8 protein-coding genes are annotated in these 13,411 nt (G+C 34.0%); 4 read left to right on the top strand and 4 right to left on the bottom strand.

The features are described from left to right. Nucleotides 1-415: 415 nt before the first annotated feature. Nucleotides 416-1,981 (bottom strand): L,D-transpeptidase family protein, encoded by a 1,566-nt coding sequence (locus QLQ94_RS12035; protein WP_482499883.1) that lies wholly within the window; start codon nt 1,979-1,981, stop codon nt 416-418. 305 nt (nt 1,982-2,286) lie between these two features. Between QLQ94_RS12035 and QLQ94_RS12040 the strand changes: the two genes are divergently transcribed. Beyond that, complete coding sequence (locus QLQ94_RS12040; RefSeq protein ID WP_482499884.1) at nt 2,287-5,742, top strand: methylmalonyl-CoA mutase family protein; 3,456 nt, start codon at nt 2,287-2,289, stop codon at nt 5,740-5,742. A gap of 193 nt (nt 5,743-5,935) precedes the next feature. Here QLQ94_RS12040 and QLQ94_RS12045 read toward each other — a convergent pair whose 3' ends face one another. The 3 genes from QLQ94_RS12045 to QLQ94_RS12055 all read right to left on the bottom strand — a co-directional run bounded on the left by QLQ94_RS12045 (nt 5,936) and on the right by QLQ94_RS12055 (nt 8,282). Then, entirely contained in the window at nt 5,936-6,322 is a 387-nt protein-coding gene (locus QLQ94_RS12045) for a secretion protein (protein ID WP_482499886.1), read from the bottom strand. Nucleotides 6,323-6,698: 376 nt separating this feature from the next. Further along, nucleotides 6,699-7,106, bottom strand: coding sequence for a T9SS type A sorting domain-containing protein (locus QLQ94_RS12050; protein ID WP_271335876.1), 408 nt, complete (start codon nt 7,104-7,106; stop codon nt 6,699-6,701). 756 nt (nt 7,107-7,862) lie between these two features. Further along, nucleotides 7,863-8,282: a secretion protein gene (locus tag QLQ94_RS12055; RefSeq protein ID WP_271335877.1), complete on the bottom strand. Its 420-nt coding sequence runs from the start codon at nt 8,280-8,282 to the stop codon at nt 7,863-7,865. A gap of 449 nt (nt 8,283-8,731) precedes the next feature. Between QLQ94_RS12055 and QLQ94_RS12060 the strand changes: the two genes are divergently transcribed. From QLQ94_RS12060 to QLQ94_RS12070, 3 genes are all read left to right on the top strand, one after another. Then, nucleotides 8,732-9,604: an AraC family transcriptional regulator gene (locus tag QLQ94_RS12060; protein ID WP_271335878.1), complete on the top strand. Its 873-nt coding sequence runs from the start codon at nt 8,732-8,734 to the stop codon at nt 9,602-9,604. Nucleotides 9,605-9,926: 322 nt separating this feature from the next. Further along, entirely contained in the window at nt 9,927-11,963 is a 2,037-nt protein-coding gene (locus QLQ94_RS12065; protein WP_482499889.1) for a M13 family metallopeptidase, read from the top strand. Between the two features lie 557 nt (nt 11,964-12,520). After that, nucleotides 12,521-13,390: an alpha/beta hydrolase gene (locus QLQ94_RS12070; protein WP_482499891.1), complete on the top strand. Its 870-nt coding sequence runs from the start codon at nt 12,521-12,523 to the stop codon at nt 13,388-13,390. Nucleotides 13,391-13,411: the final 21 nt, after the last annotated feature.

A 13,411-nucleotide genomic window follows, 5' to 3' on the forward strand; every position in this document is an offset into this window, starting at 1 on the left:
AACTACCATTGAAGATATGATCCATACCGAGAGGATAATAAGCAGTAAAGAAATTATAACTTTTATAATCTTTGATGTCTTCATTAAAAATCCATTTAATTAAAATTGACTGGTAATCGTAAGATATTTTTGTCTTGAAAAAACAATCTTAGTTTCATTAATCAATTTAAAGCGCAAAGGTCTTTTTAATTACCAAGTATTATTATCAATAAAAGTTTTTAAAATAATAATTTAGGGTATTTTTTATTTTTACAGATGACCCTCAGGGAAGTAAGTTTTTTTAATAGATATAATTTTAAGACTAAATTCGATTCTGATTTTATCTTAGAAAATACAAAGCTGAAATATAAATGACATAAAAAAAGTGACTTGCTTCAATAAAGAAACAAGCCACTTAATATTTTAAATTATGTTGTTAGTTAGCCACCACTTCTGACTGAAGAGTTTTACTTAAATCACTATCTCTTTCATAAACATCCTGATAGAAACCAATTTCTCCATTTTCATTTACCAATGAAGTAAAGTAAGTGATGTAAATAGGCACTTTTTTAGCTAATTTAAAACTGTTTTCTGTTTTACCTGCCATAGCTTTATCAATTTTTTCGGTAGTCCATTCCGGATAATCTTTAAGCATTGCAATCGCTAGTTCTTTTGCCATTTTTACATTGATACAACCATGGCTGAAAGTTCTTTTCTCGAAATCGAACAATGTTTTAGACGGTGTATCATGCATATAAATATCATCTGGATTTGGAAACATAAATTTTACCAATCCCAGAGAATTATCAGGTCCCGGTTTTTGTCTTACCTGACCATTTACTATTTCCATATTTTTATCTGCAAGATAATTTTTATCTGCAGCAATTTTTCCTTTCAATTCATTGTTTACAATACTTTGCGGAACAGTCCAGTAAGGGCTAAAAACGATTCTGTCAATTTCACCGTTAAAAATGGTTGTTTTAGTCAATGGTGCGCCAACAAATACACTGGAGGTCAATTGTACCTTTCCGTTTTTAACATAAATTAATTCATACGACGGAACATTTACCAAAACATACTCATCGCTGGCAGCAATCTGAGCCGAAATAGCGCGACATCTCTCCATATTAAGTTTTAGCGTCTCCATTTTATCAGAAAGCGGTACGTTCATTTCCTTGATATGTTCCTCTGCTAAAATATAGTTAGGTTTAAAACCATTACGAACTTTATATTTCATTACGGCATCCATCAATTCACGATCATAAACATCGCTTTTAGAATTAGTTTTCAAATCTCCTAATAAGTACAAACGGGTTCTAACCTGTGCAATTGTTTTCGAAACGGCATCCGGACGTAAATCTTTATAAGGTGTTTCTTCCGGAACAATAGGTTTCCATCTATTAGAACGCTCCATTTTTTTATATTTTTTTAGAACTTCCTGCAATTTATAATACTGATCATATTCTACTTTAGTATCTGCAGTTGTTGTTGAGGCAGTTGCTTCTTCGATCGTGCTGTAATTTAAAAAATCTTTCAACATAGCATCATAGGACACTTTTTTCTTAGAGTCTGAATTTGTTTTTTTTGCATAAGCAACATATAAAGAACTCAAAAGCATATCTGCATCCGTTTTTGATAGTTTTGATTCTGATGAAGAAAAAAGCGCGTCAATTTCATTTTGATAAGGAATAGCTAAATCATTCGTTTTTTTTGCTTTCTCATATAATACAGATCCAAATTCGTTAATGTCATCTTCATCGAACCATATAGTTCCCAAAGTTCTGTTTTTGTATAATGACATTACATCAGATTTATATTTTTTTAAATCCGAATATCTTTTAAAGAAATCATTCGAAAGTGCGTCTACATCAGAATCTGAGTTGTAAACGGTTGCAATAGTTGAAGTTTTTTTGTGTAAAAGGATTTCGTTTTCAGATGTCTTAAAAGAAGATACAAAAAAACTCAAGCTTAAAATTAGGGCGATTGGATATAATGTTTTCATTTTTTTAAATTTTTACGTTTACTATTTAATGTAAAAGTTTTAGGTAAAAATTTGGGGCTTTTCTACCCTGCTAAATTACTTTATGATGCTGGAAAACAAGTTGTTGTATTCTGCTTAAATTTTTCAAGATTACCATGTTATCAAAAAATCTATAATACTTGTATAGGATATATACGATAACGATTGAAATTGTTACACGTACAGATTAAAAAAACATTTATTTTTTTGTTAACATAAAGCTATAACAATAACCAAATATTAAAATATTTTGTAAATTGCTCCCTTAAAATTATCATATTCATAAAATGGAGCAACAAATACCATATATTCCTAAAAATAAAGTAAGAATTGTTACAGCAGCATCTCTTTTTGACGGACATGATGCAGCGATCAATATCATGCGTCGTATTATTCAGTCAACCGGAGTCGAAGTGATACATCTGGGTCACGATCGAAGTGTCGAAGAAGTGGTAAATACTGCCATTCAGGAAGATGCAAATGCCATTGCAATGACTTCATACCAAGGAGGTCACAATGAATACTTTAAATATATGTATGACTTGCTTCAGGAAAAAGGAGCGGGACATATTAAGATTTTTGGCGGTGGAGGCGGTGTAATCCTGCCAAGCGAAATTGCTGAATTACAGGATTATGGTATTACCAGAATTTATTCTCCTGATGATGGTCGTTCTTTAGGTTTACAAGGAATGATCAACGATTTGGTCGAACGTTCAGATGTCAGCCCCCCAACCCCCGAAGGGGGAGCTTCGAAAACCAGCCAGAATTTGCAGGATAAAGAAGTTAATACGATTGCAAGATTAATTTCATTAGCAGAAAACAATCCTGATGAATTTCATAAAGTATTTCCACAGTCATTATCAGCTCCCCCATTGGGGGCGGGGGGGGCACCTGTTCTTGGAATTACCGGAACTGGTGGAGCAGGAAAATCATCTTTGGTAGATGAATTGGTTCGTCGATTTTTGATTGATTTCCCGGAGAAAACTATCGGATTGATTTCTGTCGATCCTTCGAAACGTAAAACGGGCGGAGCACTTTTAGGAGACAGAATTAGAATGAATGCCATAAATAATCCTCGCGTTTATATGCGTTCTTTGGCAACACGCCAATCAAACCTGGCTTTGTCTAAATATGTAGCCGAAGCGATTCAGGTTCTAAAAGCAGCAAAATACGATTTGATTATTCTGGAAACTTCAGGGATCGGACAATCAGATACGGAGATTATGGATCATTCTGATGTATCCTTATATGTAATGACGCCAGAATTTGGAGCAGCAACACAATTGGAGAAAATCGACATGCTTGATTTTGCTGATTTAGTAGCTTTGAATAAGTTTGACAAAAGAGGCGCACTTGACGCAATTCGCGACGTTAAAAAACAATACCAAAGAAACCATAATTTATGGGATAAAAATCCGGATGAAATGCCAGTATTCGGTACTATAGCATCGCAGTTTAACGATCCGGGAATGAATACGCTTTATAAAGCGATCATGGATAAGATTGTCGCAAAAACCGATTCAGAATTGCATTCGACATTTGAAATCACACGCGAAATGAGCGAGAAAATCTTCGTGATTCCGCCTCACAGAACCCGTTATTTATCTGAAATTGCAGAGAGTAACAGATCGTATGACGAAAGTGCACTTTCGCAACAAAAAGTAGCGCAGAAACTATACGGAATCTTTAAAACCATAGAATCGGTTTCAGGAAAAGTTCCGCAAATCAATAAAGCAGGAATTGATGACGATAGTGTCATCCTGAACGGAGTCGAAGGACTTGACGAAAATAGAATCTTTCTTAACCTTTTACTGAATCAATTTGATAAAGTAAAAATGGACTTAGATCCCTACAATTGGGAAATTATCCTGAGTTGGGACGAGAAAGTAAACAAATACAAAAATCCGGTTTATACATTTAAAGTTCGTGATAAAGAAATAAAAATTGCGACACATACCGAGAGTTTATCACATTTGCAGATTCCTAAAATAGCTTTGCCTAAATACGAAGCATGGGGCGATATCCTGCGTTGGAATTTGCAGGAAAATGTTCCGGGAGAATTTCCTTTTGCTTCAGGACTATATCCATTTAAACGTGAAGGCGAAGATCCGTCAAGAATGTTTGCAGGCGAGGGTGGACCGGAAAGAACCAACAAACGTTTTCATTATGTGAGCGCAGGATTGCCGGCAAAACGACTTTCGACAGCTTTTGATAGTGTGACTTTGTACGGAAATGATCCGGATATTCGTCCTGATATTTACGGGAAAATCGGGAATGCAGGAGTTTCGATCTGTTGTCTTGATGATGCTAAAAAGTTGTATTCAGGTTTCGATTTGGTTCATGCTTTGACATCTGTAAGTATGACCATAAACGGGCCAGCGCCAATGTTGTTAGGATTCTTTATGAATGCGGCGATCGATCAGCAATGCGAGTATTATATCAAAGCGAATGATTTAGAAAAAGAAGTTGAAGTTGAAATCAACAAAATATACAAAGAAAGTGGATTAGAACGCCCTAAATACCAAGGCGATTTACCGGAAGGAAACAATGGTTTAGGTTTAATGCTTTTGGGTGTTACCGGAGATCAGGTTTTGCCTCAGGAAGTGTATAATGATATTAAAGCCAAAACATTATCGCAAGTTCGTGGAACGGTTCAGGCCGATATTCTAAAAGAAGATCAGGCGCAAAACACCTGTATTTTCTCTACAGAATTTGCATTGAGATTAATGGGCGATGTTCAGGAATATTTTATTACCAAAAACGTTCGTAATTTCTATTCGGTTTCGATTTCAGGATATCATATTGCCGAGGCTGGAGCGAACCCAATTACGCAATTGGCATTCACGCTTTCTAATGGTTTCACTTACGTGGAATATTATTTGAGCCGCGGAATGAGTATCAACGATTTTGGACCTAATTTATCGTTCTTCTTCTCGAACGGAGTTGATCCTGAATATTCGGTTATTGGTCGTGTGGCACGTAAAATCTGGGCAAAAGCCATGAAAAACAAATACGGGGCAAACGAAAGAGCACAAATGCTAAAATATCACATTCAAACTTCGGGACGTTCGTTGCACGCTCAGGAAATTGATTTTAATGATATCAGAACCACTTTGCAGGCTTTGTATGCGATTTATGATAACTGTAATTCATTGCATACCAATGCTTACGACGAAGCGATTACAACACCAACCGAAGAGTCTGTGCGTAGAGCCATGGCGATTCAGTTGATTATCAATAAAGAATTAGGTCTGGCGAAAAACGAAAACCCAATTCAGGGATCGTTTATCATCGAAGAATTAACAGATTTGGTAGAAGCGGCAGTTCTCCAGGAATTCGACCGAATCACAGAACGTGGCGGTGTTCTTGGTGCAATGGAAACGATGTACCAGCGCTCAAAAATTCAGGAAGAAAGTTTGTATTACGAAACGCTGAAACACAACGGAGATTTCCCAATTGTGGGGGTAAATACTTTCCTGAGTTCAAAAGGTTCACCTACGGTAATTCCGGCAGAAGTAATTCGCGCCACCGAAGAAGAAAAACAATATCAGATCACGATGCTCGATAACTTGCATCAGTTTCACGAAGCAAAAGTAAATGAGCATCTTAATAAACTACAAGAAGCAGCCATTAAAAACGAAAACTTATTCGACCATTTAATGGAAGCTACAAAGGTTTGTTCGTTGGGTCAGATTACTTCGGCATTGTTTGAAGTAGGCGGGCAGTATAGAAGGAATATGTGATTTTTACTGTTTTTAAAATTTATGGAAACCTCTCAGATAATGGGAGGTTTTTTTGTGCTTAATTTTAAGGAATTTCAAGATTTTTTTTAATCTATATCATAGTTTACATATCGAACTAGTTTTGGGAAACTGCGTAGAAACAAAAAAAGCATCAGCCACAGCCGATGCTTTTCAATTTTTAAGTAAAAAACAATTAACGACGGAAACCAGGACTTTCGTTTACTGATTCGTCAAGCTTAATAGTTTTTGATTTTTTAGTAGAAACATTAATTTCATGTTTCGCCACTTTACCGCTTTCTTTTACTTCTAATGTATAAGTTCCGGCAGGAAATGCCTCTAAACTTAAGGTTTTCGAAATCTCTAATTTGTCTGTAGCAGATTCTCCTGTGTACACTAAATTGTGGTTTTCGTCGAAGATAGAAAAAACTGATTTCTCAAGGTTATTCAAAGTAATGCTAACTACTTTTCCGTTTCCGGTTTTTATATTCAAAATATAATCCCCTTTTCCATCCATTGCATTAGTAAAGATCGTTGTTAAAAATACGGCAACAACTAAGCCCATTTTGGTAAAATTTGTCATGTTTTTTTTAATTGTTTATTACTGTTTGTGGAACGCTCAAAACTACAAATTGAAATTTAATTTTATGCAAAAAGAGCACTTTTTTATAGGTGTAAATTGCTGAATCAAAGATGTTTCGGTGTTTTGACTGAACTATGTACGTAATTACTGGGCTCTTGGATTTTTTTTCTGTGATTTTTTTAATGGTTTAGAAATCAGATTTTTATATTTATTAAGAATAGTTTTCTAAAAATGAAGTCGAAATAAATTTCAGGAAAAAAAAGGGCACAAAAAAACAGCTCAATAACCACAAAGAGCTGTTTAAAAAAAACGATTTCCCGTTTTAAAACTTTACTAACTATCTAACCTCATTTTATACTGTATGCAGTATAACTTTTTAGCGTACTGCTACGCCTGTATTTTTAGCAGAAAATCCTGCTTTATAAACAGATGAAACTGCTTTTCTTGATAATGAAGTTGCATCATCAGTAATTGTAATTTCATGTTTCACTTTTTTTACATTATCCTCAATTTCTAAGAAGTAAGTTCCGGCAGGAAATTCTTCTAAACTAAAAGTTCTCAAGATTCCATCTTTACCAGAAGCACTTTCAGAATAGATCAAAGTACCATCTTTATCATAAATAGCAAGGTTGGCTTTTTGCACTTTATTAAGGGCAAACGTAATTAGCTTTCCATTGGTTTTTAATACATGAAGATTAAAATCTTCATTCCCGTCAATTGCATAAGTACTCATTCCTGAAAAAAGCACTGCACATACTAAACTTAATTTTAAAATCTTTTTCATGACATTTGTTTTTTAGATTAATAGTTCTAATTCTCTGATGCTAAATTACTTCGGATATGTATTTTTTTACACAACTCTATTTTCCAATTTCGATGCTGTATTCTCATTTACGAAAGCGTTATAGGTTAAAGTTTGAATTATTTTTATCGTTTTTGTTAATATGGATACTATTTTTCAATGTTTTGCTTAAATTAAGATAATGTAAATTTATCTGTATTTCTTACAAATGATTTGTTTCGAAGGTTTAACCGCAAAGTGCGCAAAAGTTTTTTATATGCTGGGTTTTTAGTAAACGCAAAAGTTCGCAAAGCTATGTGTCGAATAAACTTTGCGAACTGTTTTAACCGCAAAGTGCGCAAAAGTTTTTTATATGCTGGGTTTTTAGTAAACGCAAAAGTTCGCAAAGCTTTATGTCGAATAAACTTTGCGAATTGTTTTAACCGGCAAAGAGCGCAAAGATTTTTTATATGCTGGAGCTTTTAGTAAACACAAAGTTCGCAAAGCTTTGAATGATTCAGCTTTGCGAACTTTGTGTTTTCTGAGCGTATATATAGGTAGAAAATCTTTGCGCTCTTTGCGGTAAAAAAATAGCAAAAAATAAAACATTGCGTCTTAGTGCCTTTGCGGGAAACCCAAAAAAGTATGGCACAAAAAAAACAGCTCAATAACCACAAAGAGCTGTTTCAAAACAATCACGTTTTTAACTTTACTAACTATCTAACCTCATTTTTATACTTTATGAGAGCATAAACTTGTTTAGCGTACTGCTACGCTTGAATTTTGAGCAGAGAAACCTGCTTTGTATGCTGACGAAACTGCTTTAGATGACAATATAGATTTATCATCAGTAATTGTAATTTCGTGTCTTACTTTTTTTGCACTGTCTTCAACTTCTAAGAAGTAAGTTCCTGCAGGAAGTTCTTCTAAACTAAAAGTTCTTAAGATTCCTTCTTTACCTGAAGCATTCTCAGAATAGATCAAACTATTGTTTTTATCATAAATACTAATGCTTGCTTTCTTTACCTGATTTAGAGCAAACGTAATCAGCTTTCCATTCGCTTTTAATACGTGTAGGTTAAAATCTGCATTTCCATTATCATTTCCATCAATTGCATAAGTGCTCATTCCTGTAAAAAGTACTGCACATACTAAACTTAATTTTAATATCTTTTTCATAACGCTTCGTTTTAAATTATTAGTTCTAATTTTCTGATGCTAAATTACTCCGGGATGTGTGATTTTTTCACAACTGTATTTTCCAATTTATATGCTATATTCTCATTTACGAAACCGTTATAGGTTAATTTTTGAATTATGTTAGGTGTTTTTGTTAATTAGGTTATTATTTTTTAATTATTTGTAAAAATTAACATTTGTGTAAAATAAAGTAAATTCTTACTTATGTAGGATTTGTTTATAAAAGGACTTGATTAAATACGATATATTAAAAAAATTAGGAGTAAAAATAAGGGTACTTAAAAATATAACTCAATTACCGTAATTTAGAGATTTGGTTTTTAAGGAATTTGATGCGAAATGTGTATTTACGAAACCGTTATAGGTTAATTTTTAAATTATATTAAGTGATTTTGTTAAATTTGCTATTATTTTTTAAAGATTTTATCATGAAGACAATTGCCCCAGCTCTTGAAGTGATATCAAATTCATACGGAAGTTCTTTTACCTACGCAAAGCACGCCGAAAAGACCAATAGTAAAGCTCATCTATGGCATTATCATCCTGAGATTGAGTTGGTTTATATAAATGGTGGGGCAGGGAAAAGACAAATAGGAAGCCATGTTTCTTATTATACCAATGGAAGTTTGATACTGATAGGTGCTAATTTGCCACATTGCGGTTTTACGAACGAACAAACGGGAAACACAACAGAAACCGTTATTCATATTAAACCGGAGTTTTTAGGGAATGATTTTTTTGTTGCTCCCGAAATGAGAAAGGTTCAAAATATTATTAGTCAGGCTAAAGGTGGAATCGCTTTTGGCGGAGAGACTAAAAAACAAATAGGTAAGAAAATCGAAATGATGGAAAACCAACTTCCGTTTGAACGTTTACTTACGCTTCTAAGTATTTTAGATGAACTGGATTCTTCAAAGGATTATACGGTTCTTAATGCTGACGGTTTTTCATTAGAATTGCAAACCCAGGATAATGACCGTATCAATGTAATTTTTAATTATGTCAAAGATCATTTTCAGGAATCAATCGCTATCGATGAAGTTTCGAGTCTGGTTAGTATGACTACGCCTTCTTTTTGCCGATATTTCAAGAAGATTTCAAATAAAACCTTTACAGAGTTTGTAAACGAATATCGTTTGGTACATGCATCAAAATTATTGGCCGAAAAACCAATCAGTATAAATGAAGTGTGTTACGAAAGCGGATTTAATAATTTCAGTCACTTTAGTAAGTCCTTCAAACAATACACTGGAAAAAGCGCTTCGCAATACCGTCACGAACACAAGATAATTATTAGCTAAAAAGACCTTTTGTATAGCTCAGAATCCTGAAACTTCAGAAGAAGCTTCAGGATTTTTTTTTTTTTGCCACGAATTTTCACGAATTAATATTTTTCATTTATAGAGAAAAATTTGTTCTAATGCGTGGCAAACTTTTTATATTATTAAATCGTTTATTATGTTGTTCCTTAATATAGATAAAGCTATACTTTTTGGAATTTTAAATTTTAAATTTGGATTTTTTTGCTCTTTGTTATTGTTATAAAAATTATATTTACAGACTCGTTATTTTTAAAATATAACAAGAGTCTGATTTAATTTCCTTAACAAATTTTATAACTGAATGAATTTATTTAGAAAACCTCTCACATTTCTCCTTATCGGAATGACATTTTTGAGCTGCAATAAAAAGGATGTAGCATTTTCAGATCCATTAATTACCAATCGCGACACAACGATAAATCCTGGAGACGATTTTTTTAATTATGCTAATAATGGCTGGTTCAAAAAAAATCCTATTTTGCCTACCGACAGCAATAACGGAATAATGAGAATTGTTATGGATACTATTAATGGACAAATTAAAAGTATCTGCGAAAATGCTGCTAAAGACGAATCAGCTGCAAAAGGAAGTAACAAACAAAAAATTGGTGATTTTTATGCTTCAGGAATGGATACGATTGCCATCGAAAAAGCAGGTTTGTCTCCACTAAATAATGAAATCAAAAAAATCAACGAAATTAAGGATGTTTCAGGATTGATCAGTACAATTGCGCATTTGCAAACTGTAGGGGCAGATCCGGCATTTACGTTTTATGTTTCGCAGGATGATAAAATCAGTACTAAATATGCTGTGTTTCTGGGACAAGGCGGTTTAGGAATGAAACAAAGAGATTATTATCTGGATTCTGACAAACGAAATGTAGAGATTCGTACAGCCTATTTATCACATCTTAAAACGATGATGAAATTTATGGGTGAAGAAGAAGCTGTTGCTTCAAAAAATGCCGAAAAAGTACTGGGACTTGAAACTGAACTGGCAAAATCATCTAGAAAATTAGAAGCTCTTCGTGATCCTGTAAAAAATTACAATAAGCTTACTATTGATCAGTTTAATGCTATTACTCCGGATATTGACTGGAAAAAAGTATTGCCCGTTTTAGGTATTGCAAAAGCAGATTCGATTATTGTAGGACAGCCCGAATTTTTTAAAGCATTAAATACAACGATCAAAAAATATACAATCGAAGATTGGAAAACCTATCTTAAGTGGAATCTTGTAAGTGCTTATGCGCCTTATTTGAATGCTGCTATTGAAAAAGAAAATTTTAAATTCTATTCTACAATAATGAATGGCGTGACGACTCAAAAGCCACGTTGGAAGAGAGTAGTAACGCAAACAAACCAATCTGTGGGAGAATTAATCGGGCAGGTTTATGTGGCTGATTATATGCCAAAAGGTGTAAAGGAGAAATTATTGGAAATAGGAAACAATATTCGTGATGTATTTGCTTCGCATATCAAAAAGCTGGATTGGATGAGTGAGCCTACCAAACAAAAAGCATTATACAAGCTAAGTAAAATGGTTATGAAATTGGGATATCCGGATAAATGGAAGGATATGAGCCAACTTTCTATCGATAGAAAATCATATTGCGTGAATGTTATGAAAGCCTATATTTGGGATTATAATTATATGATCAATAAATACGGAAAACCGGTAGACAGAAATGAATGGAGTATGCAGCCTCAGACGTATAATGCTTACTACAATCCAAGTAACAACGAAATCGTGATTCCGGCTTGTAATATTATTGTTCCGGGTTATGAAGGACGTATGCCGGATGACGCTATTTTGTACGGAATATTAGGTGGTTCTTTCTTCGGGCATGAAATCACACATGGTTTTGATGATCAGGGAAGCCAATATGACGAAAAAGGAAACCTGAACAATTGGTGGACGGCAGAAGATTTGAAAAGATTCAAGGCCAAAACGCAATTGATCGTAGATCAGTACAACAGATATTCTATTTTAGGGAAACAGGTAAATGGCGAAGCGACTCAAGGCGAAAACATTGCTGATTTAGGTGGCGTTATCATGGGTTACGAAGCATTCGAAAAAACGGAACAGTTTAAGAACAAGGAAAAAATTAGCGGATTAACTCCGGAACAGCGTTATTTCCTTGCCTATGCTTATTCCTGGATGGTCAATAGAAGAGATGAATCAAAAATTAACCAGATCATGACAGATGTTCACGCACCGGAACAATTTAGAGTCAACGGACCATTGAGCAATATTCCGGAATTTCATAAGGCATTCAATGTCAAAAAAGGAGATAAAATGTATCAGCCGGATAGTTTACGAGTAGTAATCTGGTAAGAAATAAAATTCTCATTTATATAAAACCATTCGTTGCGGCGAATGGTTTTTTTGTTTACGATATACTTGCCCACGGATTGAACGGGTTAAACTGGTTTGTCGCGGATTTTTTTGTTATATTTTTGCCACGGATTGTACAGATTAAAATGATTTTTTAATCTGTGTCTATTTTTTTGCCACGAATTCCACGAATTCCACGAATTTTTACGAATTAAATAGATGCTGATATTTTTTTGCCACAGATTAAAATGATTTTTTAATCTGTATCTATTTTTTTACAACAAATTATCCATAAGCCGATTCATTGGAATTTGTGCAATTGCTTGGTCTTTTACCTTCGGTCGGGTTGTGGGAGCCTTTGCGTGGCTAAAAAAAATCTTTATAATCATTTTAATCTGTGGCTTTTTTTTTCGCAACAAATTACCCATAATCCAATTCGTGAAAATTCGTGCAATTCGCGGTAACCTTTTACCATCAAAAAACCGGTTGTATTTTTCATTATAGTATAATGAAGAAAAAAGTATATTTACAATCCCTAATCAAAAAAATAAATAAATATGAAAAACTTTAAATTCTTAGTGTTTGCTATTCTTTTGTGCGTTTCATCAATGAGTTACGCGGCAAAAGTAGATACTTTGCAAGTTGTGAGTGCAGCCATGAGCAAAACCTACAAAGCTGCTGTTATATTGCCCAATTCGTATGCAAAAAGTAAATCGGCGTTTCCGGTAATGTATTTATTGCACGGAGCGTATGGTCATTTTGGTGACTGGCTAAAAAATACGCCCAACAAAAAATTAGTCCAGAACTTATCTGATCAATATAATATTATCATCGTAATGCCTGAAGGTGAAACTTTTAGTTTCTATCTGGACAGTCCTGTAAATAAAGGAAGTCAGTTTGAGACTTTTATTACACAAGAAGTCATTCAGAAAGTCGATAAAACCTATAGAACGATCAGCAACAGAAACGGAAGAGTAATTACAGGACTTTCTATGGGAGGTCATGGCGCATTATACTTATCTGCCAAACATCCTGAATTATTTTGTGCTGCCGGAAGCATGAGTGGAGCAGTAGATATGAGTACAATGCTCAATCGTGAATCATCTGCTCAGGTAGTAAAATTGATGCAGCCTGTTTTTGGGGACAAAAGCGACAACTCAGAAATGTATGCCCAATATGCCGTAATGGGAATGTTAGATAAAATAAAAGCCAATAAACTACCCTTAATTATAGATTGCGGAGTAGATGATTTTTTGATAGAACCCAACAGAGAATTACACCGAAGATTGGTTTATAACAAAGTAGACCACGATTATACTGAACGTCCGGGAGCACATACGTGGGATTATTGGGAAAATTCACTGCCGTATCATATGTTATTTTTTAATAAAATATTGCTTAAAAATCAGCAGGTTGCAAAAAAATAAAAGAAAATTCTAACAAGAAAT

This window comes from Flavobacterium sp. B114r, assembly GCF_056824125.1.